This window comes from Streptomyces sp. NPDC002057 (genome assembly GCF_040296665.1).
Classification (GTDB): Bacteria; Actinomycetota; Actinomycetes; order Streptomycetales; family Streptomycetaceae; genus Streptomyces.
Map to the genome: position 1 here is coordinate 161,285 of NZ_JBEOXR010000003.1, position 22,331 is coordinate 183,615.

General features: G+C 74.2%; 13 protein-coding genes. 7 read left to right on the top strand and 6 right to left on the bottom strand.

Annotated features, from left to right (window positions below; all coding sequences use genetic code 11):
• The first annotated feature begins 4 nt into the window (after positions 1 to 4).
• Positions 5 to 385, top strand: a complete 381-nt coding sequence (locus ABT129_RS04075) for a DoxX family protein (protein WP_351896236.1) — start codon at positions 5 to 7, stop codon at positions 383 to 385.
• A gap of 368 nt (positions 386 to 753) precedes the next feature.
• The gene (locus ABT129_RS04080; RefSeq protein ID WP_351896238.1) at positions 754 to 1,512 is read left to right on the top strand and encodes a hypothetical protein; all 759 of its coding nucleotides are present in this window, start codon (positions 754 to 756) and stop codon (positions 1,510 to 1,512) included.
• Positions 1,513 to 1,794: 282 nt separating this feature from the next.
• Here ABT129_RS04080 and ABT129_RS04085 read toward each other — a convergent pair whose 3' ends face one another.
• The 4 genes from ABT129_RS04085 to ABT129_RS04100 form a co-directional block, all read right to left on the bottom strand.
• Positions 1,795 to 2,010 (bottom strand): hypothetical protein, encoded by a 216-nt coding sequence (locus ABT129_RS04085; RefSeq protein WP_351896241.1) that lies wholly within the window; start codon positions 2,008 to 2,010, stop codon positions 1,795 to 1,797.
• A 72-nt stretch (positions 2,011 to 2,082) separates the two neighbouring features.
• A complete protein-coding gene (locus tag ABT129_RS04090; protein WP_351896243.1) occupies positions 2,083 to 3,102 on the bottom strand; it encodes a metallophosphoesterase family protein in 1,020 nt (339 codons plus the stop codon).
• Positions 3,103 to 3,493: 391 nt separating this feature from the next.
• Positions 3,494 to 4,414: an ABC transporter permease gene (locus tag ABT129_RS04095; protein ID WP_351896246.1), complete on the bottom strand. Its 921-nt coding sequence runs from the start codon at positions 4,412 to 4,414 to the stop codon at positions 3,494 to 3,496.
• Positions 4,411 to 5,397, bottom strand: coding sequence for an ABC transporter ATP-binding protein (locus ABT129_RS04100; RefSeq protein ID WP_351896248.1), 987 nt, complete (start codon positions 5,395 to 5,397; stop codon positions 4,411 to 4,413). Before ABT129_RS04100 ends, ABT129_RS04095 begins: the two co-directional genes overlap by 4 nt.
• A 208-nt stretch (positions 5,398 to 5,605) precedes the next feature.
• Here ABT129_RS04100 and ABT129_RS04105 point away from each other — a divergent pair, with 208 nt between their 5' ends.
• The 3 genes from ABT129_RS04105 (at position 5,606) to ABT129_RS04115 (ending at position 7,873) form a co-directional block, all read left to right on the top strand.
• Positions 5,606 to 6,181 carry a hypothetical protein gene (locus ABT129_RS04105; RefSeq protein ID WP_351896250.1) on the top strand — a complete coding sequence of 192 codons (576 nt, stop codon included), beginning with the start codon at positions 5,606 to 5,608 and terminating at the stop codon, positions 6,179 to 6,181.
• Between the two features lie 41 nt (positions 6,182 to 6,222).
• A complete protein-coding gene (locus ABT129_RS04110) occupies positions 6,223 to 6,837 on the top strand; it encodes a histidine phosphatase family protein (protein WP_351896252.1) in 615 nt (204 codons plus the stop codon).
• A 61-nt stretch (positions 6,838 to 6,898) separates the two neighbouring features.
• Positions 6,899 to 7,873, top strand: a complete 975-nt coding sequence (locus tag ABT129_RS04115; protein WP_351896254.1) for a tellurite resistance/C4-dicarboxylate transporter family protein — start codon at positions 6,899 to 6,901, stop codon at positions 7,871 to 7,873.
• A 13-nt stretch (positions 7,874 to 7,886) separates the two neighbouring features.
• On the opposite strand, the gene ABT129_RS04120 is transcribed toward ABT129_RS04115, so the two are convergent.
• Positions 7,887 to 8,258 (bottom strand): fic family toxin-antitoxin system, toxin component, encoded by a 372-nt coding sequence (locus tag ABT129_RS04120; RefSeq protein WP_351896257.1) that lies wholly within the window; start codon positions 8,256 to 8,258, stop codon positions 7,887 to 7,889.
• 17 nt (positions 8,259 to 8,275) lie between these two features.
• Positions 8,276 to 8,503, bottom strand: coding sequence for a hypothetical protein (locus ABT129_RS04125; protein ID WP_351896259.1), 228 nt, complete (start codon positions 8,501 to 8,503; stop codon positions 8,276 to 8,278).
• 182 nt (positions 8,504 to 8,685) lie between these two features.
• Between ABT129_RS04125 and ABT129_RS04130 the strand changes: the two genes are divergently transcribed.
• Together ABT129_RS04130 and ABT129_RS04135 are read left to right on the top strand one after the other, a co-directional pair.
• The gene (locus ABT129_RS04130; protein WP_351896261.1) at positions 8,686 to 9,234 is read left to right on the top strand and encodes a flavoprotein; all 549 of its coding nucleotides are present in this window, start codon (positions 8,686 to 8,688) and stop codon (positions 9,232 to 9,234) included.
• 127 nt (positions 9,235 to 9,361) lie between these two features.
• Complete coding sequence (locus tag ABT129_RS04135) at positions 9,362 to 22,165, top strand: non-ribosomal peptide synthetase/type I polyketide synthase (RefSeq protein ID WP_351896264.1); 12,804 nt, start codon at positions 9,362 to 9,364, stop codon at positions 22,163 to 22,165.
• Positions 22,166 to 22,331: the final 166 nt, after the last annotated feature.

Here is a 22,331-nt window from a genome sequence, read left to right on the forward strand (position 1 = left end):
TCCGATGTCCCGGTCCATACGCTCCGCACGTTCCGCCTTCCTGCTCGCCGGCCTGATGGCCTCCGCCGGCGTCGCCCACTTCGTCGCTCCCAAGCAGTTCGACGCCACCGTGCCGCGGACCCTTCCGGGCAGCCCCCGCGCCTGGACCCAGGCCAGCGGCGTGGTGGAACTGGCCCTGGCCGCCGGCCTCGCCCTCCCGGCGACGCGCAGGACGAGCGCCCGCGCCACGGCCCTGTTCTTCGCGGGCGTCTTCCCGGCCAACGTCAAGATGGCCTACGACTGGCGCAACCGCTCGACGCCGCAGAAGGCCCTCGCGTACGGCCGGCTCCCCCTTCAGATCCCGCTGATCCTGTGGGCCCGCGGCGTCGGCCGCCACAACGGGTGACGGAGTGCGGTCGGCGGGCCTTCCCGCCGGCCGCTCGCGGGCGCGGCCGGACGCCGCCGGATCCGGTGAAGCACGCCCGGGAGCTCCCCGCCCGCTCCGCGCCTCCGAGCCCCGGCGGCAGCGAGGCGAACGGCGCCGCCGCCCCCTGGACTTCGACCATCTCGGCCACCCCGCGATATGAACATTTCCTCGAATGTTCGAATCCAAGGCGGCGTGATTTCGATGAGTTCGTTCGTACGGGACGGACACAACCGCTGCCGTATGTGACGAGTCCGCAACAGAGCCACTGAGTGGGGGCGTCCGGGGGAGCCCCCCTGGGTACCTTGGCCGGGCAGGGAGAACGGCACGCCTTTCCTCGGGGAGATTACATGGACAGACGGGTCACGGGAGGGTTAGTCGCACTGTGTGCGCCGCTCTTCGCTTTGGCCGGTAATGTGGTGACGTCGAAAATCGACCCGTCACCGATTATTTGGTATTCGCTTATCGGTGTGTGCGTCGTAGCCGCGGCTCCGATCGCCGTCCAGGTCTACAGGGACCTGTCTCCGGCCAGCACACCCGCCCCGCCGAACGCAGGCGCGGCGGCGTCGCCGACAGGTGTTCAGCCCGGCCACTTCGTGGTCTTCGACGGCGGCCGCACCGGGGATGCGGGATCCGCCATCGCCTGGCTCGTGGGCTGCGGGTTCGTCGGGCTCCTCCTGGGCGGGATACTGTTCCTCAAACGCTCCGAAAAAGTCTTCGGTCCGGCGAACAAGCCGAGCGTTTTCGACGAGAATCCACTGCCCGTACTGATCGGGATCGCACTTTACGTCGCCGGATCCCTGATCGCCGCACTGGCCATCTGGCGTGGAAAATGGCGGGGATCCCTTTCGATTTCCCCCTCGCAGATCGTCCTGACGAGACCTCGGAGCCAGACTGTTCTGAATCGAGGAGATTTCTCCTCCGTAGAGGTTCAGAAATTCTTCATGAAGGGCCACTTCCTGGTGGCGCGGGTGCAGCCCCACTCACCTCTCCTGACGGTCCCTCCGACCAGGTCCATGTACGACCCGAAGCGCCAGGTCATGGTCATCTGCCAGCTCACTCCCATGAATGCCGCACCCCACGCGGTGCGCGCCGCCCTGGCCCAATGAGCGGCCACTCGCGACCGATCGGACGGCGATCGGCGTAGGGCAGGGAGCGGAGCCGTCTCCGCCGTGAACACGACGCCCGGGCGAAGGGCGGGGCGCGGCGGAGTTCGGACCGACCGGTACCGGTCAGGCCGCAGGCCGGTACCGGTGACGCCGCCGACCGGTACCGGTCACCGCGCGCAGCACATTCCAAGGCCGGCGAACTCCGTCTCTTCTCACGTCGGCCCCCGGCCGCGCGCCGTCCACGGCCCGGTCGGGGCCCGACGGCCGGGAGGCGGCGTGGCGTCAGGCGGCCTCGTACTCGTGCGCACGGCCGCCACGCCATTTCACCCACGCCGGATCGTCGAGGAGGGCGTCGGCGTCTTCGAGACCGGCTCGCCGCAGAAACTCCACGACGTCGGCATCGCTGTGCGCGAGACCCAGGATCCCGTGGTCACGGACGGTGACTCTGCGGCCGCCGCTCGGCGAGGGCGGGTTGACGACTATCGGGGCGGTGCTCATCCCTCCAGGGTGCTCCTGGTCGGCCGAGGATGCCGAGCCGTGTCCGGTCCCGAGCGGCGGTGGCCCAGCGGCTCACATACGTGTCGACAGCGGGACCGTGATCTGCTTCAGCCACGTTCCGGCGGCGAAGTCGCGCGCCTTCACGACGACGCGGTCGCGGTGGACCTCGATCTGGAGGCCCTGGTTGAACGTACCGGGGACGGAGATCTCTCCCCCCTTGCCGTCGTCCGTGTATCCCGTCTGCACGGCGCCCGTGTTGATCACGGAGAAGCCGTCGAGGTTGGCGGTGCCGGGGACGACCCTGCGGACGTACCAGTCCGACAGGGCGAGGTCCCAGTGGGTGTGTCCGCAGAAGAGGAAGACGTCGCGGTGGCGGCCGAGGATCCCCAGCAGCCGGTCCGCCTGGAGGTAGTCGCGCGAGTACAGCTGGTTGTGGCTGCCGGAGACGGTGTTGGGCAGGGGGTGGTGCGTGACCACCATGACGGGCTTCCGCCGGCGCGCCCAGTGCGCGAGGCGCTGCTCCAGCCAGGTCAACTGCGCCTCACTGAGCCACACTTCGTCCCAGAGCTTCGGGTCGTGGTAGTGCATGTACTTCTCGGTGCCGAGGCTCAGCACGGGGATGCCGCCGAACGAGTGCTCGGCGTACACCGTGTTGCGCCCGGCGAAGTGGTAGAAGCTGCGGAACAGGGAGTCCTCGGTGGTGCCGTTGGGCCAGGTGGCCTGCGCGAGGGTCGACGGGTCGCGCCACTTGGGGACGTAGAACTCGTGGTTGCCGATGGCCCAGGCGACCGTTCTCGCGTGGGTGTGGCGCGTGAGCTCCGACCGCACCGCCGCGTACTCGGCGTCGTACCCGCGCGGTGTGATGTCGCCCGCGACGGCGAGGCCCGCGCTCGCGGGGTTGGTCCGGTGCATGTCGTCGAGGGCCACCCCGAGGTCCCGGAGGTCGCCCTGGATGTCGCTGATGACGTTGAACGTGGCGACCGGGCGCCCTGCGCCGGAGTGGGTGGGGAGCGCCGCGCCCGCCGGTATCTGGGAGGCGGCGACGGCGCCCACCGCCCCTGTCGCGACGGTGAGCAAAGACCTGCGATCCACGGAGAGTTCCTCTCGGACGGGCGGTGCCCCGGGGGCACGCGCCCTGAGGCTCCCCCTGTTCAGGGCCGCGCGCCTGTCCCGGACACCGCTCTTCGAACCAGACCTGTTATGCATACGCAACCATCCGGGCCGGTTGTCGGGCCGCCGGATGTCTGCCGTATGAACGCATTCCGACGGGAGGGCCCGGGCGGTGCGCCGGGCGGCGGCGACCGGTCTGATGCGCGGCGAGAGCCTCGTCCACGGTCTGGACATCGCACGCGGCGCCGGACTTCCGTGGCCGATCGGCCCGGACGAGGCGACCCTGGTACTCGGTCGGTCGACGCCGACGATGCCGCCGGCTCTGGACCCGGAAGCGGACCGCCCCGCCGCTCCCGGGAGACCCCCGGGGATCTCACAGGTCGCGCCGTCGCACACCGACGATCGCCACCGCGGCCGCCGCCACCGCCCACACCGCGTAGACCGTCCAGGCTCCGCCGGTGGTCCAGGGAAAGGGTGTCGGTGCGGGACCGGACTCCGCGAGCCGCACCCAGGCGCTGAAGGGCAGGGTGTGGCCGGCGACCGCCGACCAGTACCGGCCGTCCGTGAGGGCGACGGGCAGGACAAGGACGACGGCGACCATGACGATCATCGTGGCCGCCGTGTGGCGGAGGAGGGTCCCGATCGCCAGGCCGACGAGCGCGCACACCGGGGCGAGCAGCGCGGAAGCGAGGACGAGGCGCACGGCGCCGGGGTCGCCGAGCGAGACCCCCAGCCGCTTGCCGTCGAGGATCGCCTGGGTGAGACCGAACGAGGCGCCCGCGACCAGCGTGCCGAAGGCGGTCGCGACCGCCGCGACGACGACGGCCTTGGCCGCCATCAGCGCACGGCGGTCCGGGACGGCCGCGAACGTCGTACGGAGGGTGCCCGTGCTGTACTCCCCCACGATCGCGAGGGCGCCGATGGCCCCGAGGGCCAGCATCATGACCGTGGCCGCGTTCCCCGTGAACGCCAGCTGCAGGGGGATCCCGTCGCGGATGAAGTCGGCCCGGTCGCTCGCGCTCTCCTCGGTCCAGTACTTGTACGTGTCCCAGGCCGTGCCCACGTTGAAGGCGATCACGGCCAGCACGGTGGCCCCGTAGGCGATCCAGGTCGACCGCAGCGAGCGGAGCTTGACCCACTCGGAGGCGACCAGATCGCGGAAGCGGGGCCGGGGCTCCGGGATCGGCGGGCGGGGTCCGACGGCGTCGCGGCGGTCGGCGGAGCCGTGGGCCGCCCGCGTGCCGGCGTCCGGGCCGGCGGTCGTGGCGGGGGTCGTCGCGCTGGTCGGGTTCATCGGGATTCTCCTGCGAGGTACTGGACGCTGTCGGCGGTGAGTTCCATGAACACGTCCTCCAGGGACGCGGAACGGGTGGTGAGCCCGCGCAGCGGGACGGAGTTCTCCAGGGCGATCTCGCCGATCCGGTCCGCGGTCAGGCCGGTGACGGTCAGCCGGTCCGCGGTCAGGCCGGTGACGGTCAGCCGGTCCCCGTGTCCGCTCCGGCCCGCGTGCCCGTCTCCGGCCTCGTCCGCGTCCCGGCCCCCTTCCACCGTCGCGCCCTCGGCCACCAGCAGGTCCCTCAGGGCGGCCGCCGCCCGCGTGCTCACTTCGACGCTCCCGCGCGTGCCGCGGGCCGAGAACTCCGCGAGGCTCTCCGCCGCGATCAGCTCACCCCGGCCGATGACGACCAGCTGATCGGCCGTGTGCTCCATCTCGGACATCAGATGGCTGGACACGAACACGGTGCGGCCCTCGGCGGCGAGCCGCCGGAACAGGCCGCGGACCCACTTGACGCCCTCGGGGTCCAGGCCGTTGAGCGGCTCGTCGAAGAGCAGCACCGGCGGATCGCCGAGCAGGGCCGACGCGATGCCGAGCCGCTGTTTCATGCCGAGCGAGAATCCGCCGATGCGGCGCCCGGCGACATCGGCGAGGCCGACCTCCCGCAGCACCTCCTCGACCCGCCGGCGCGGGATGCGGTTGCTCAACGCCAGTGCCGTCAGCTGCGCCCTCGCGCTGCGACCGCCGTGCACGTCGTGCGCGTCGAGCAGGGCGCCGACGTGGCGCAGGCCGCGCGGCCGATCGCGGAAGGGACGGCCGTCCACGGTGACGGTGCCGCCGCTGGGCTCGTGCAGCCCGAGGATCATGCGCAGCGTCGTGCTCTTGCCCGCGCCGTTCGGGCCGAGGAACCCGGTCACCCGGCCCGGCCGCACGGTGAAGGACAGGTCCTTGACGGCGGTCGTGCCGCCGTATCGCTTCGTGAGCTCGTTGACTTCGATCACAGGAACAAGGTGCCTTCGCGGTGCCCCTCCCGTCGTCCGACCGGTGCTGACAATCCCGCGGCCCCGGTGTCGACCCCGGTCGTACAGCCACGGGTTGACGGCCGCTCGGGCGTGGACCGATCCTGGGCGTCCGCGCCGCCGGCGCGTCCTGCGGCTCCCCGTGGAACCGCCCCTGTCACGTGGGACCGCACCACATCGAGGATCAGCCGTGACCCCGTACTCCCTGGCGTTCTACGTGGACGTCGTCACCACCGGCACCCTGCTGGGCGTGGGCCCCTCGGACTCTCCCGACCGTGTCACCGGGGCCCTGGGGCGGGACTTCGGTGAGAACGTCTTCGGCGACCTGGCCATGTGCCGCGACTACGGTCTCGTCGAGTTCCACTGGGACCGCGAGTCCGTCGACCACGGCTGGTCCGGGCACCACTTCACCCTGAAGGTGCACAGGCTCGCGTACCGGGACCGCACGCTCGTCGACGGCGTCCTCCGCGCGCGGTACGGGCGCTTCGCTCCCAGGCTCCGGTTCGACAAGCTGCGGCGCCTGCTGGAGCGGCGTGGCGTCCCGCTGCTGGAGATCCCGGAGATCCCGGCGAACGCCCCGTACTTCCGTACGTTCTGGCAGCCCGACTCCCGCGTGGCGGTCACCGTCATCGGCACCTACGGCGAGTACAGCACGCCGGACAACCTGCGGGTCGGCGACGTGTACGGCGTCCACGCCCCGCTGGCCGCCGAGGAAGTGGAGTGGCGGAGGGCGCGCGCGGTGCCGAGGAGCTACGGTGGGGCCTGACCTCCAGGAGTGACGCACGGCACGAAGGGAGGAGCGCGGTCATGGGTGACCTCCTCCTGATCCGCCACGGTGAGACGCAGTGGAGTGCCACGGGCCGGCACACCGGCCGTACCGATCTCCCCCTCACCCCGGACGGCGAGGCCGAGGCACGCACGCTGGCCCCGTTCTTCGCGGACCGTTCGTTCGCCTTCGTTCTGACCAGCCCTTCGAGCCGGGCCCTGCGCACGGCGGAGTTGGCCGGTCTGGGCGGCGCGGTGGAAGACGAGGACCTGTACGAGTGGGACTACGGCGGTTACGAAGGGCTGACCACCCCGCAGATCCACGAGGACCGGCCGGAGTGGTCGCTGTGGCGCGACGGCGTGCCCGCGCACGCGGACGGGCGCCCCGGGGAGTCGGCCGAGGACGTGGGGCGGCGCGCCGACCGTGTCCTGGCCCGGGTGGCACCCGCGCTCGCGGACAGCGACGAGGACGGTGTGGTGGTGGCCCACGCTCATCTGCTGCGGGTGCTCACCGCCCGCTATCTGGACCTTCCGCCGTCCGAGGGGCGTCTGTTCCTCCTCACGACGGCGACCGTCGGACGGCTGTCGACGGAGCACGGCCTGCCGGTGATCGCGGGCTGGAACCAGCGTCCGCACCGGATCGGGGCCGGTACGTGAGGTGCCGTCGGCGTCACGGCGGGCGGGCCCGCGGGGTCCGGGGCCGTGCAGCGACGGCCGCGTGAACGGGCAGGGCTCCACCCCGCGCGGCGGCCGCTGGGCCACGCTCCCTCCCGCCGCCGGTGCCACGGTCATGGCGACCGGGATCCTGTCGGCGGGGTTGTACCTGGCCGGGTTCGACGTGCTCTCCGTGGTGGCGCTCTGCCTGGCCACGGCGCTGTGGCTGCTGCTCGCGTGGGACTTCGCGACCCTGCTCCTCGGCGACCGGCGCCGGTGGGAGGCGAGTGCCGACACGCCGGCCGCGCTGACCGCCGTGGCCGCGACCACCGTGCTCGGCGTCCGCTACGAACTCCTCGGCGCGACGCCTGTGGCCGTGGCGCTCCTCCTGCTCGCCGTCCTGGTCTGGCCGGTCCTGCTCAGGACGGTGCTGCGCCGTCTGGAGCGCCCGGCGCCCGGTGCCGCGTTCCTGATCTGCGTCGCCACCCAGGGGCTCGCGGTACTGTCCGCCGTCCTCGTGCCGAAGGCCGGCGACTGGCTCGCGTGGACCGCGCTGGCCCTCTTCCTGCTGGGCCTCGTGCTGTACGTCGAAGCCCTCGCCCGCTTCGACCTCCGCCAGGTCGTGACGGGCGCGGGCGACCAGTGGATCGCGGGTGGCGCCATGGCGATCTCGGCACTCACCGGGTCGAAGCTCCTCGCCTCGGGCGTGTGGTCGGGCGACGCGGAGACGTGGGTGCGGACGGTGACGCTCGTGCTGCTCGGACTCGACCTGGCGTGGTACGCGGTGCTGCTGTGCGGCGAGTTCGTCCGGCCGCGCCTCGCGTACGACGTCCGTCGCTGGTCCACGGTCTTCCCGCTCGGCATGACCGCGGTGGCCGCTCTCTCCACCTCGGCGGCGACGGACATCACCTGGCTGTCCACCGTCGGCCGGGTGTTGCTGTGGATCGCCGTGGCCGCCTGGCTGACGACCGCCTTCGGCCTCGTCCGCTCGCTCACGGGACGGGCCGGCGACCGTTCCCCCGCCGCTCCCCCGGGTTAGCGGTTCCCCTCCGTCAGCCTGTCCACTCCAGCAGGACGGCCGCGACCTCCCGGACGTCGACGCGTCCCTCGGCCACCCGCTCCACGAGGTCGATGGCCTCCTCGGCCGTCACACCGACCGGGTACCCGGAGGCGTGCAGGTAGGCCGCGGCGACGACCACCCCGTACAGCTCGTTGGAGTGTTCGAGGGCCGGGACACGCACGAGCTGTTCCAGGAGCGCGGCGGCACGGTCGTGCGGCTGGTCGTAGACCGGCATGTCCATCACGCGGAAGACGTGGCGGGCGCGGGCCGCTTCGAGCGATCCCCAGTCGGATATCCCGGGGTCGCCGGGGATCTCCTGCTGCGCGACGTCCAGCAGCCAGGACAGGTCGATCTGGAGGAGCACGGTGGGGCCCGCCCGGCTCAGACGGCGTCGGCGCTGTGTTGCGTGGGGCGATCGAATCGCTCCGCGAAGGCGTGGCCGTGCTCGGCGACGAAGGAACGGGCGCCTTCGAGGAACCGCGTGCGCGTCAGGTCGGCGTCGAGCACCCGGCCCGCGTAGTCCTCGGCGGGCACGTGCTTCTCGGCCGCGACACGCTCCAGCGCCTCGTACGCCTCATCGCTGATCTCGATCCTGATCTCCCGTGCCATGGGACCACGGTAGCGGTCCGCCGCCGGGCGCGGCAGGGGACGGACCTGACGGACGTTCCCGCGTTCCGGGTGCGGCGGTGGTCGCGTCAGGGCGCCGTGGCGCCCCGCGCCCGCGGGTGTCGTGGCGTCGCCGCCCCCGGCTCCCGGCGGGGCGCCGCACCTCCCTGTGATCGGATGGGGCCATGGATTCTCGGACCCTGTACCTGTTCAGCAGCGCCGCCTCGCCCGTCTTCGACGTCGCCCGCGTCATCGAGGCGGCACAAGCCGACGGCTGGGACGTGTGCCTCGGTCTCACCCCGACGGCGGCGCGCTGGCTCGCGCACTCCCTCGACGGCCTGGCCGCCCTCACCGGCCACCCGGTGCGCTGGGACTACCGGCTTCCGGGCGAGCCCGACCTGTGGCCCCGGGCGGACGCGATCGTCGTGGCGCCCGCCACCTTCAACACGGTGAACCAGTCGGCTCTGGGCATCACGGACAAGTGGCTCGTCGGCGTGGTGGCCGAGGGCATCGGCAGGGGCGTCCCCATGGCGATGATGCCGTGTGTGAACTCCGCCTTCGTCGCCCATCCCCAGTTCGAGCGCTCGGTCGAGACGCTCCGGGGCGCCGGGGTCAGGGTCGTGTACGGCGAGGGCGGCTTCGTCCCCCATGAGCCCGGGCACGGAGACCCGGCGACGTATCCGTGGCGCGCCGCCCTCGACGCAGTGGCGGACGTCCTCCGGATCGCCGTCTGACACGGCGCACCGGAGGGGCGCCTCGGAGGGGCACCGGCCGCTGCCGCCCGTGGGATGAAGATCAGTCATCATTACCGCAGACCAGACCGGGCCGGGATCGACCGGTACCTGATCCACGGGGGCGTAGATGCGGGGCAACGGCGAGACGGTGTTGTGGCATGTCCTGGCGGGTGCGGCGGAGGCCGCGCCCGGCCGGGGCATCGTCCATGTGCGCGGAGACGGGGCCGGGGACGGCGCACCGGATGGCGCCGGTGGTGGGGGCGAACGGACCGTCACCTACCGTGCGCTGCTCGGCGACGCGCTGCGCGTCGCCGGCGGGTTCCTCCACGCCGGGCTGACGCCCGGGAGTCACGTGGTCCTGCCGGCCGACCGGAGCGAGGAGTTCCTGCCGCTCTTCTGGGGCGCCGTCGCCGCCGGGCTCGTACCGGTGCCGCTCGCCCCTGACGTACGGCGGGTGCTGCCCGTCTGGGAGTTCCTCGACGGGCCGCCGGTCGCCGTCGGCCCGTCCACCGCGCCGCTGCTCGGCGCCCTGCCCGACTCCGTACGCTCCCTGGCCCTCGGCGGGTTGCGGGAACACCCCGCGCCGCGGGCGCTCCCGGAGCGGGCACCGGATGACGTGGCGTTCCTGCAGTTCTCCTCCGGCAGTACGGGAGCGCCGAAGGGGGTCGAACTCACGCACGCGGCCGTGCTGGCCAATCTGGCCCAGATACGCGCCGCGGCCGGCGTCACCGCCACGGACGTCCTGGCCACCTGGATGCCGTACTTCCACGACATGGGCCTGATCGGCACCCACCTCGTCCCGCTGTCCGCGCGGATCCAGCAGGTACGCGTGGAGCCCCTGACCTTCGCCAAGCGGCCCGTGCGGTGGCTGGAGGCGGCGGCGCGGCACCGGGCGACCCTGCTCTCGGCGGCCAACTTCGCCCTGGCGCTCGTCGAGCGGCGCGTACCGGAGGACGCGCTCGCCCGCCTCGACCTCACGTGCGTACGGATGATCCTGGTGGGCGCGGAACCGATCTCCCCGGCGGTGTGGGGGGCCTTCGTTGGGCGCATGCGGCCCACGGGGCTCGCGGCGGGCGCGCCACAGCCGGTGTACGGCCTCGCCGAGGCGACCCTCGCCGTCACCTTCCCCCCGCCCGGCGAGGTGGCACGGCCGCTCGCCCTGGACCGGGCCGCGCTCGGCCGAGGACGGGCCGTGGACACCTCCCCCGGTCCGGAAGCGGTGGAGTTGATGGACGTGGGCCGACCCGTGCCCGGGTGCGTCGTGCGGATCACCGACGACGCGGGTGACCCCGTCGGGGAACGCCGCGTCGGCCACATCGAGGTCCGCGGTCCCCAGCTGGCCCGTGGCTATCACCGCGCGCCGCAGGCCACGGCGGACGCGTTCGTCGACGGCTGGTTGCGCACGGGTGATGTGGGGTTCCTGCGCGAGGGACGGCTCTGTGTGACCGGCCGGTCCAAGGACGTCCTCTTCGTCGACGGCCGGACGTTCCACGCGGCGGATCTCGAAGAGGTGGCCGGGGGCACGCCGGGGCTCGGTCGCTGCCCGGTCGCCGTGGTCGGCTCCACCGATCCGGCGGACGGGGGCGAGCGGGTGGTGGTCCTCGTCGCGCCCGCGCCCGTGGTGCTGTCGTCCGCCGCGCTCCCGGTCCTGCTGCGGGCGGTCGCGGGGCGGGTCCGTGAGGCGTTGGGCCACGACGACGTGCGGGTGTTGGCCGTTCCCGTACGGGCGTTCCCGCGTACGACCAGCGGGAAGATACGGCGCGGGGTGCTGCGCGAACGCTTCGAGGGCGGGGAGTATCCGGAGATCGCCGGGCGGGGGGCTACGGGGGTGGTCGCGCGGGGCGGCGGCTCGTCGGGGGCACGGCGGGGCGACGGCGCCTTGCCCGGGCAGCGGGGGGACGGCTCGTTGCCGGGACAGGGCGACGGCGTCTCCTTGCCGGGGCAGCGGGGTGTGACTTCGGCGGGGGCACGGGACGGGTTCACCGCGGTGCAGCGCCGGGACGACGCGTCGTCGCCCGCGCCACGGGCACGTCAGGACGTCGAGGCTGTCGTGGTCCGCGTCTGGGGGCGCGTACTCGCGCTGCCGGTCGAGGCGATCGGGCCGGACGACGACTTCCGCGCGCTCGGCGGCTCGTCCCTCAAGGCGATGGAGGTTCTGGCCGCTCTGGAGGACGAGTTCGGGGTGACGCTGCGTCCGTCCGAGATCCGCGACCACACGACGGTGGCGGCGCTCGCCGGGCTCCTCCTCCACACCGGAACCGCCGAGACCGCCGAGACCGCCGACAGCACCGAGTCCGCCGAGAGCGCGGGGCACATGGGGAGCAGAGGGAGCACGGGTAGCAGCGTCGAGGGTACGGGGAGCACCGGGAGCTTCGTCGGGTCTGCCGGCACCGGCCGTCCCGAGGTGCGATCGCAAGGTCCCGCGCCGGAGCCGGCCCGTGCCGACGCCGCGCCCGTCGTCGCCGTCTCCGCCATCGCCTGTCGTTTTCCGGGGGCCGATACCCCCGAGGCGTTCTGGGAGCGGCTCCTCGAAGGCTACGACGCCGTCACCGGCGTGCCCGACGGACGGTGGGCGGACCCGGCGGACGGTGACGGTCGCCGGGGCGCGTTCCTCGACGAGCCGGCCGGTTTCGACGCGGGGTTCTTCGGCATCGGCGAGGAGGAGGCCCGGTCGGCCGACCCTCAGGCGCGCATCCTCCTGGAACTCGCGCACGAGGCCCTGGAGCGGGCCGGTCACGCGGGCCCCCGCCGGCGGGGGCGGCGCGTGGGCGTCTTCGTCGCCGCCGGGGACAGCGGCTACCGTCGCGTCCTCGAACAGGCCCCTGAGGGGTCGGAGTTGCCCGCGTCGGCGCTGACCGGGAACCTGCCCAACATGCTCGCCGCCCGTGTCGCGCACTGTCTGGACCTGACCGGACCCGCGCTCGCGGTCGACACCGCGTGTTCGTCGGCGCTGGTCGCGCTGCACCTGGCACGGCGCAGCATCCAGGCCGGTGAGTGCGACCTCGCGGTCGTCGGCGGCGTACACCTGAATCTGACGCCGACCGGGTACGCGCTCCTGGAGAAGGCGAAGGCACTGTCCCCCACCGGGCGCTGCCACGCGTTCGGCGCGGCGGCCGATGGTTTCGTTCCCGGGGAGGGCGGGGCGGCGATCGTCCTGACCCGTCTGGAGGAGGCGGAGCGGGCGGGTGATCCGGTGCTCGCGGTGCTCCGGGGCACGGCGGTGAACAACGACGGCCGCTCGCTGAGCCTGATGGCGCCCAATCCCCTGACGCAGCGTGAGGTCATCACGCAGGCGTACCTCGACGCGGGGGTCGACCCCGGCAGCGTGTCGTACGTGGAGGCGCACGGCACGGGTACGCCGGTCGGCGACCCCGTCGAGGTCCGTTCGCTGGCGCACGCCTTTCCGCCGCGCTCCGACGGGCGGCCGCGGCTGCTCGGTTCGGTCAAGACCAACGTCGGGCATCTGCTCAACGCCGCCGGAATGCCGAGCCTGGTGAAGGTGGTCCTCGCCCTCGGTCACCGGCGGCTGCCGCCGTCGCCGCTCCGGGCCGTCCCCGAGGGCGGCCCCGGGATCGGACCCGCCCAGGGGGCCGCTCCCGCGCTCGACCTGGCCGGTCGCGGCTTCGCCCTGGTGGACGAGGTACGGGAGTGGACGGCGCCCGGGCCGCTGGTCGCGGGGGTCAACGCGTTCGGCTTCGGCGGCACCAACGCCCATGCCGTACTGGAGGAGGCCCCGGCCCGGACCGAGCCGCGTCGGGCGCCGTCGAGCGGCCCCCATCTGCTCACCCTGTCGGCGCAGGGCGCGGGTGCGGACGGGGCGGACGGGCTGCGCGCCGCCGCTGCCGCGCTCGCGGACCATCTGCGGGACCACCCCGGTCTCGACGTGGGCGATGTGTGCGCCGCCGTCGCCGGGGCGCGTGACGAGGGACCCCACCGTCTCGCCCTCGCCGTCGACGGCGACGATCTCCTCGACGGGGACGACCTCCTCCACGGGGACGACCACGCCGACGACGGCCCCGCCCGCAGCCCCCTCGTCCGCGGCGGACTCGCCCGTCTCGTCGAGCGGCTCGATGCCGTGCGCGACCGGAGGGCGCCTGCCCCGGCGGCCCCCGTGGTGTCTCGGGCACGTCTGGTCTTCCTGCTTCCCGGGCAGGGTGTACGGCCCGACGGCCAGGCCCGCGCGCTCCACGCCCACGCCCCCGCGTTCCGGGAGGCGCTCGACGAGGCGTCCGGCCACGCGGGGGTCATCGGCGGCCGCTCCCTCGCCGCCTGGTGCCTCGACCCCGACGTGTCGCCCGACATGCTCGCCGGGACCGACATCGCCCAGCCCCTCCTCGTCGCGTACGGGGTCGCGCTCGCCCGCCAGTTGGGGGCGTGGGGGATCACGCCGGACGCCGTCGCCGGTCACAGCGTGGGCGAGATCGCCGCCGCGTGCGTCGCGGGGACGCTCTCGCTCGGTGACGCCGTGCGGTTCGCCGCCGAGCGTGGCCGGCTGATGGCGGAACTGTGCGCCCCGGGTGCCATGGCGGCCGTGCGGTGCGCCGAGGAGACGGTGGCCGACCTGGTGGCCGAGGCCCGGGGCGCGCTGAGCGTGGCCGCGGTCAACGGTCCCGAGCAGGTCGTCCTGGCGGGTACGGAGGCGGCCATCGGGCGCGCCGTCGCCGAGCTCACCGCGCGGGGCATCGCCGCCCGCCGCCTCGGGGTGTCCCGTGCCTTCCACTCGCCCCTGGTGGAACCGGCCCTCGGCCCGCTCGCCGACGCCGCGGGGGCTCTCGCGCTCCGGCCGTCGTCGACACCTCTGATCAGCACGGTCACCGCCGCGTGGCGACGGGAACTCGACCCCGCCTATCTGCGGGACCACGCGCGGCGGCCCGTCCGGTTCGGCGCGGCCGTGGACCGACTGATCGGCGAGGGGTACGACACGTTCGTCGAGCTGGGCTCCACCTCCCTGCGCGGCCCGGTGCGCTCCGTCGTGGCGGCGCACCCGCGCGGAGCGGGCACGGTCGCGCTCTCGGCGGGCCACCGGGACGGCGCGCGCGGTCTGATGGAGACCGTGGGCGCGCTCTGGCAGCGGGGTGTGCCGCTGGACCGGACATCGCTGGATGCCGGGCGGTCCAGGGTCTCCGTACCGACGTACCCCTTCCAGCGGCGTCGTTACTGGCCCGCCGCCGCTCCCCGGCCGCTGCTGCACCGGTTCGGGTGGGACGACGCCCCGCTGACCGTCGGCTCCGGGCCGCGTTCCGTCCTGCTGGCCGGGCCCGACTCGCCGCTGGCCCGGGCGTTCGCGGCGCGGCTGACGGAGCGGGGGGTCACGGTCGGGCGGGTCGGGGCCGTTCCGGACGGCGGGGCGGCGGACCGCGGGTCCCTCGCCGCTCCGTCCTCCGCCCTGCCCGGTCCCGAAGTGGTCGTGCTGCTCGCCGGTCCGACCGTGGAGACGGACAGCGCCGCCGCGCTCGACACGGCGCACCGGGCCCTCGTGGAGCACCTCCAGGAACTGCTGCCGCACCTCGTCCGCCACCGGCCCCGCGTGCTCGTCGTCACCGAGGACGTCCATGTCACCGGCGCCGGGCCCGAGCGGCCGTGCCCCACGCAGGCGGTCCTGACCGGGCTGACCCTGGCGCTGCCCGAGGAGGTGCCCGGAGTCTCGGCCCACAGCGTCGACCTGTCCTCCTCGGACGGGGTCGACGCGAGGCTCGACGCGCTCCACCACGAACTCGCCGCCCGTCCGGGGGCGGCGCCGCCGGACGGGGGCGCGGATCGGCCCGCGACCGCCATCGCCTGGCGGGCCGGGCGACGTCTGGGCCGGACCGTCGAGCCGGTCGCCACGGAACATGGGCCCCGGGCGGCGCTGCCGGGCGACGGCGTGTATCTGATCACCGGCGGCGCCGGCGGGGTCGGCGCGGCGCTGGCCCGCGTGCTCGCGGGCCGGGGCCGGCCGACCCTGGTGCTGTCGGGTCGTTCGGCCGAGCCCCCCGCCGGGCTGCTGCCCGAGCTCCGCTCGCTCGGCGCCACCGTGGAGTACGTCGCCGCCGACGTGGCGCGCGAAGGCGACGTGGACGCGCTGCTGGCGGGTCTTCCCCGTCTCGACGTGCTGGTCCACGCGGCGGGTGTGGTCCGGCCCGGCACCCTGCGGGCCAAGACGCCCGGGGAGGTGGCCGAGGTCCTGGCGGCCAAGACGCGGGGCACTCATCTGCTCGCGCGCGGACTCCACCGGCACGGCCTGCGCCCCGCCCTCTGCGTGGCGTTCTCCTCCGTCGCCTCCGTACTGCCGGGGCTGGCCGGGGCCGTCGGCGACTACGCCGCCGCCAACGCCTACCTCGACGCCTTCGCCGCCGCCGAGCGCGCGGCCGGGCAGCCGTGGCAGGCGGTGAACTTCGCCGCGTTCGCCGAGACGGGGCTCCTCGCCTCGACGGGTGCGCCCGCCCTGGGCCCCGGTGCCGCACGCGGGCCCGCGCCGCTGGCGACCGCCGAGGCGCTGGAGGCTCTGCGGGCCGCCTGTGGGACCGACGCCGCCCATCTGATGGTCGCCGATCCGGGGCGGGTCGCCACCCGTCGTACCCGCGCCGGCGTCGTCGTACCGACGGTCGCTCCGTCCACCGAGCCGGTGCGTCGTGCCGACCCGCCGCGTCCACCGGCCCCGTCCTTCGACCCTCTCGGAACACCCGTCGGGGAAGCGGGTGGTGTGCGCGCGGAGGGCACGCCCGTTCTGGCGGAGGTCCTGCGGCGGCTGCTGTCCGAGGCGCTCGGCGTGGCCCCGGAGGACCTCGGTGACGACGTGCCGCTGCTGGGCCTGGGGCTGGACTCGCTCATGGCCGTCGATCTCGTCAAGCGGCTGGAGAAGGAACTCGATCGCGACCTTCCCATCACCCTGTTCTTCGAACACCGGACCCTGGGGGAACTCGCCCGTCAGCTGGGCGACTCTCAGGACCGTGCCGTCGCCACCCACGGACCCGGTGCGGAACGGACGACCGACGACGGTCTGCCCTTCGCCCTGACGCCGGTCCAGCTCGCCTTCCACGCCCAGGGCGGGCTGCACCCGGACGTCGCGGCCTACGGGTACGTGACGCAGGACGTCCGCGGTCCGCTCGACCCCGACCTGCTCGGGAGGGCGCTGGGCCTGCTCGCCGACCGCCACGCGATGCTCCGCATCCGGTTCCTGGCCCGCCCTGGACAGCCGGAGCCCACCCAGGCCGCTGTCCCGCCCGGCGGCCACGACGCTCTGCCCGAGTGGTACGAGGTCCACGACCTGCCCGGTGCGCACCGTGCCGATCCCGCCGCCCCGGCGGGTACCCCCGTCGGTTCCGCCGACTCCGCCGATGTCTTCGGCGGGGAGACGGCCCGGCTCGAAGAGGCCCTGTGCAACCGTCCGTTCGATCTCACCTCGGAGGCGCCGATCCGCGCGGTGCTGGTCCGTTCCGCGGTCGCCGGCGCCGCCCGACTCGTGCTCGTCGTGCATCACGCCGTCGCCGACGGCTACAGCCTGAACGTGCTCGGCGAGGAACTCTGGGCCCTCTACACGGCCCTGTCGCAGGGGCGCTCCCCGGAACTACCGCCACCCCCCGCCCCCTTCGCCGCGTACGCGACGCAGATGCGGACCGAGCGGTCCGAGGCGGTGCTCGCCGAGGACCGGGCGTACTGGCGCGAAATGCTCGCCCGGAGGGGCGAACCGCTCTCGCTGCCGTACGACGGTGATCCGCTGAGCCTGCCCGAACCCCCGCTCCTCGCCCACCAGGTGACCCCCGATCCCGAACTGTCGGCCGCGCTGCGCGAGGTGGCCGCGGCACACGGCGTGTCGCTGTTCCACCTGCTCCTCGCGGCGTACGCGCGCTGCCTGTCCCGGTGGAGCGGAGGCCGGGAGGCCGTGTCCGTCAACGTGGCTCGGGCCCGCCGCGAGACCCGGCTGCCCGGCATCGACCGGCTGGTGGGACCGCTGGCCGACACCCTGCCGGTCTCCGTCCACGTCGGCCCCGACGACTCGGTGTACACCCTCGCGGCGCGGCTGCGTGACGCGTGGCCCGAGAGCGAGCGGCACGGGCGGCTCACGAGTCCGGATCTCGCCCGGCTCCTTCCTCCGGACGGGGCGGGACCGCGTACGGCCTCACCCGCGTCGTTCAGCTTCGCCCGGTTCCCGGTCTCCCTCGCCCCCGACTGCCCGGTGGAGGTCCGTCCCACCTCGGCGGGGACGGCCTCCGCGGCCACCCGGCTGAGCCTGCTCTGCTGGGAGTCCGAGGGGGCACTGGCCTTCTCGTGGAACTTCCCCGCCCGGTTGTTCGACCGGACCACGATCGCGCGGCTCGCGCGCGAGCACCTGACCGAACTCGCCGCCGCCGCGGGGCTCACGGAGGCCGCCGCCGCACCCACCGAAACCCCCGACTCCGCCGTACAGGCCGGACTCACGGACGCCCCCGACTCCCCCGTACAGGCCGGACTCACGGACGCCCCCGACTCCCCCGTATCCGCCGGGCGGTCGACCGTCCCGGTCCCCCTCGGCGGTCCCTCGGGCGTCCGCCCCGACATCGTCGACCGGCTCCGTGCCCAGTTCCGGGCGACGCCGGACGTGGTGGCCGTCGACACGGGGGACGGCGTCCTCACCTACGCCGACCTGGATCGCGCGTCGGACGCGCTGGCCGCCCGGCTGCGGACCCGAGGCGTGGTCCCGGGCGACCTGGTGGGGCTGCTGACCGCACCGGGCGCCGACACCGTGGTGGGTGTGGTCGGCATCCTGCGGGCCGGCGCCGGCTGGGTACCGCTGGACGCGGCCCATCCCCCGGCGCGCCTGGCCGACCAGCTGGATCGGTCCCGCGCCCGTGCTCTCGTCTGCCATGCCGCGACCCGGGAGGCGGCGACCAGCCTCGCCACGGCCGCGGACCTCACGCTCGTGACGGCCGACGCCCCCTCGCCCGAGCCGTGGTCCGCGGGGACATCCGCACCGTGGTCCGAGCCGCCGGCCCTGTCGTCGTCCGACCGAGCCGAGGTGGCGATACCCGGCGCCGGACCCGACTCCCTCGCGTACGTGATCTTCACCTCCGGTTCCACCGGGCGCCCCAAGGCGGTGCCGATCACGCGTCGTTCGATGACCAACTACCTCGACTGGGCGCTGGCCACGTTCCGGTACGGCGAAGGCGACCGGCTCGCCCAGACGGCCTCGGTCTGCTTCGACGCGTCGGTACGCCAGATCTTGGCGCCCCTGCTCGTCGGGGCCACGGTGGTCACCCTGCCGCGGCGGCTGCTCCGTGACCCCGAAGCGCTGCTCGACCGGGTCGAACAGGCCCGCGTCTCGGTGTGGAGTTCGGTCCCGAGCCTGTGGTCCCGGCTCCTGGAGGCCGCCGAGACCCGGGTGCGGGACGGCGCGCCCCCGCCGGACCTGTCGGCCCTGCGCTGGATCCACGTCGGCGGCGAGGCGCTGCCGCCCGCCCATGTACGCCGCTGGTACGACCTGTTCGGGCCCGGTCACCGGATCGCGAACCTGTACGGGCCGACCGAGGCCACCATCAACGCCACCTTCCACATCGTCGACAGCCGCCCCGCCGACGACGTACGGGCCCTGCCCATCGGCACCCCCCTCACCGGCACGGAGGTCGACGTGGTGACGGCGGACGGGAGGAGCAGCGCGCCGGGAGAGCCGGGCGAACTCCTCATCTCCGGCGTGGGACTCACCCCCGGCTATCTGCACGCGCCCGAGTTGACCGCCGCCGCGTTCACCGTGCGGGAGGGGCGCCGCTGGTACCGCAGCGGCGACCGGGTCCGGCGTGACGCCGACGGCGTCCTGGAGTTCCTCGGGCGCCTCGACGACCAGGTGAAGATCCGCGGGCATCGGGTGGAGCCCGGCGAGATCGAGTCGGTGCTCCTGACGCATCCGGCGGTCGCGCGGGCCGCCGTGGTGCACCGTGACGAACGGCTGAGCGCCTTCGTCGCGTGCCGGCCGGGAGTCGCGGCGCCGGACTCCACGGCTCTGCGGGCCCATCTGGCCAGGTCGCTCCCGGAGTACATGCTCCCGGCGCGGATCCGCCTCCTCGACGAACTCCCCCTGACCGGGACGGGGAAGATCGACCGTGCCCGGCTCACCGCGCCCGCGCCCGCCTCGGTGTCCGCCCCCGTCTCCGGCCCCCCGTCCGGCACCGGTCCGGGCCGCGTGCCCGCATCCGAGCCGGTCTCGCCGGGAACGCGTCCGGTGACACCGACCGAGGTCCTCCTCGCCCGCGTCTGGTCCGAGTTCCTCGACGCGGAGGAGGTCCGGCGCGAGGACGACTTCTTCGCGCTCGGCGGCGACTCCCTGCTCGTCCTCCAGGTGTTCGCCCGCCTGCGGGAGGAGATCCCGGCCCTGTCCCTGCCGAGGCCCACGGTGGTGTACGGGCATCGCACCCTGGCCGCACTCGCCGCGGCCATCGACCGCGCGGGCACGGACGAAGAGCCTCTCGACACCCGGTCCGCGCCCGGTGAGGGCGAGGGCCTCCACGGGCCCGCCCCCTTCCCGCTCACGCCCTCCCAGCGCGGCTTCCTGCTCGCGGAGGCCATGGCCCCCGGTTCGGACACGGCGTGGCTCGCGTGTCTGCGGGTGGACGGGCCCCTGCGGCCCGAGGCGTTCCAGCGGGCCGTCGACGCCTGCGTCGTGCGCCATCCGATGCTGCGGACCGTCTTCCCCGCCGGGGTGCGGCCGCCGGTGCAGCAGGAGCTTCCGCCGTCCCTGCGGCTCCCGGTCGACTTCGAGACCCTCGCCGAACCCGGCCTTCTCGCGGACCGGGTCGCCGAGGAACGGGAGCGGCGTTTCGAGCCGTGGGCGTGGCCGCTGCTCCGTCTGCGGCTGCTCACCCTGGGACCCGACGAGCACGCGCTCGTCGTGCACGCCCACCATCTGATCGGCGACGGCTACAGCGTGGCGCTGCTCGGCCGGGAGCTCCTCTCCGCCTACGACCGTGTCGTACGGGGCGAGTCGGCCGAACTCCCGCCGCTGAGGGGTACGTTCCGTGATCACGTGGCCCGTCAGGAGCGCGTGGCGGGCGAGAGCGGCGACAGGGCCCGGCTCGACGCGCCCTATCGCCGCCCCGTCCTCGGGCACCGGTCCGGCGCCCGGGCGCCCGGCACGGACCCGGCGGCCCCGCCGTACCGCTCCACCGGGTTCACCCTGGAGGAGAACCAGGTCGCGGTCCTGCGCCGGATCGCCACGGCGGCGGGTTCGACGCTCTTCGCCCCGGTCCTCACCGCGTACTACCGGACGCTGGCCGCGACGGCGGAGCAGCGGGATCTGATCATCGGTCTCGCCGTCTCCGGCCGGGACGACGCCCGGCCCGATACCTCTCGGGTGTTCGGCCCGTACGCCGCCGCCGTACCGCTCCGGCCCGGTCCGCCGCCCGGCCAGGACACGGCCCGAACCTTCGCCGAGGACCTGCGTGCGGTGGTCGACGAGGTCGAGGCGGCCCGTACACAAGGGGTGCGGGCTCCTTCGGGGGAGCTCGGGCTGCCGGCGGCCGCCCAGTTCTTCTTCACCTTCCTGGACTTCTCGGCCCTCGGTCCGATGAGCGGCGAGACCCTCAGCATGCGGTGGGACGACGGCGACGCCGTCCTCGCGCCGCCTCCGGTGGGTACGGACACGTTCCTCGCGGTGCGGCCGGTCGGCGCGGGAGAGGTGCGGGTGACCCTGCGCGCGTCCACCGCCGCCTTCCCCGACCCGGGGGCCTTCGACGCGTTCGCCGACGCCTTGCGGAAGGAGCTGGCCGGGGCGGCGGACGAGGGCGTCCTGGACTCGGCGCTCGTGGGGTACCTGCCGCCGCCCGGTCAACTCGTCCCGCTCGGGGGGCCGGTGGCCGACGCCGCCTCGCGCGAGCACCTCCGGCGGCTACTGTTCCCGGACGGGCGCCCCCGCCTCGTGGAGGAGATCAGCACCCCGCTCGGCCGGTCCGGGTTCGTCTGCCTCCCCCTGTTCGCCGACGAGCTCGCGTCGACGCCCGACCTGGCCGACCGGACGGCCGGAGCCGTCGCGTACGCGTCGGCCCTGGGTGCGCGCTGCGTCTCGCTCGCGGGCATGATCCCCTCCCTCACGGCGTACGGCTTCGGCGTCCTGCGCGAGATGGACACCGGCGCCTCCGCCGGCATCTCCCCAGGCGCCTCCGCCGACACCGACACCGGCACCGGCGCCTCGACGGCGCTCACGACCGGGCACGCGGCGACGGCGGTGTCCGTCGTCAAGACCGTCCACGCCGCGCTCACCCGGACCGGCCGGGAACTCGGCGGCCTCACCGTGGCCGTGGTCGGCCTGGGCTCCATCGGCAGCTCCTCCCTCGAACTGCTCCTGACGACGGCGGACGAGCCGCCCGCCCGGCTGCTCCTCTGCGACGTCGCGGGGAGTGCGGCACGGCTGCGGAGTCTGGCCGAGGACCTGATGGCCCGGGGGCTGGCCCGGAACGTGGAGGTCCACGCCTCGGGTCCGGCCCTGCCCCCCGCCGCGTACGAGGCCGGTCTCATCGTCACGGCCGTCAGCGGGGGCGGTGCGGTGCTCGACGTGGCGGGGCTCCGGCCGGGCACGATCGTCGTCGACGACTCGTTCCCGCACTGCTTCGACACCACCGAGGCGCTGACCCGGATGCGGGAGCGGCGTGACGTCCTGCTCGTCGGGGGCGGCCTGCTGTCCGTAGGGGCGGTGGAACGCAGGACGGCACCGGACCTCCCGCCGGCCGCCGCCGCGGGGTACGCGGCGCGCACCTGGCTTCCCGGCACGGTCGCCTCGTGCCGTCTGGAGTCCCTGCTCCACGCCGCCCACCCGGAACTCCCCCTGGTCCACGGACTGGTGGACGCGGGGATCGCGCTGGCGCACTGGCGGGTGATGGAGGAGGCGGGCATCGAGGCGGGCCCGCTGCACCTCCTCGGTCACGCCCTGGCGACGGAGGAGGGCGATCTCGACGGGTTTCCCCCGCCCGGGCCCGCCGAGGGCCCGTGACGGCGCGGACGCCGGAACGTGACCGTTTCCCGGAGGACTTGGCCAGAAGACGTGCGCACTGTGGAGACGATGCGGAGAGGACTTTAAGAAACCTTGTTGAATAAGCCCTTACCCCTGGTTCCCTCTTGATTTGCTCCTGCCAACCCGCACAGGGTTTGTCTCGAAC

Coding starts and splice junctions, on each gene's coding strand:
- ABT129_RS04075 (WP_351896236.1), top strand. CDS start 5: ATGTCCCGGTCCATACGCTCCGCACGTTCCGCCTTCCTGCTCGCCGGC.
- ABT129_RS04080 (WP_351896238.1), top strand. CDS start 754: ATGGACAGACGGGTCACGGGAGGGTTAGTCGCACTGTGTGCGCCGCTC.
- ABT129_RS04085 (WP_351896241.1), bottom strand. CDS start 2,010: ATGAGCACCGCCCCGATAGTCGTCAACCCGCCCTCGCCGAGCGGCGGC.
- ABT129_RS04095 (WP_351896246.1), bottom strand. CDS start 4,414: ATGAACCCGACCAGCGCGACGACCCCCGCCACGACCGCCGGCCCGGAC.
- ABT129_RS04110 (WP_351896252.1), top strand. CDS start 6,223: ATGGGTGACCTCCTCCTGATCCGCCACGGTGAGACGCAGTGGAGTGCC.
- ABT129_RS04125 (WP_351896259.1), bottom strand. CDS start 8,503: ATGGCACGGGAGATCAGGATCGAGATCAGCGATGAGGCGTACGAGGCG.
- ABT129_RS04130 (WP_351896261.1), top strand. CDS start 8,686: ATGGATTCTCGGACCCTGTACCTGTTCAGCAGCGCCGCCTCGCCCGTC.
- ABT129_RS04135 (WP_351896264.1), top strand. CDS start 9,362: ATGCGGGGCAACGGCGAGACGGTGTTGTGGCATGTCCTGGCGGGTGCG.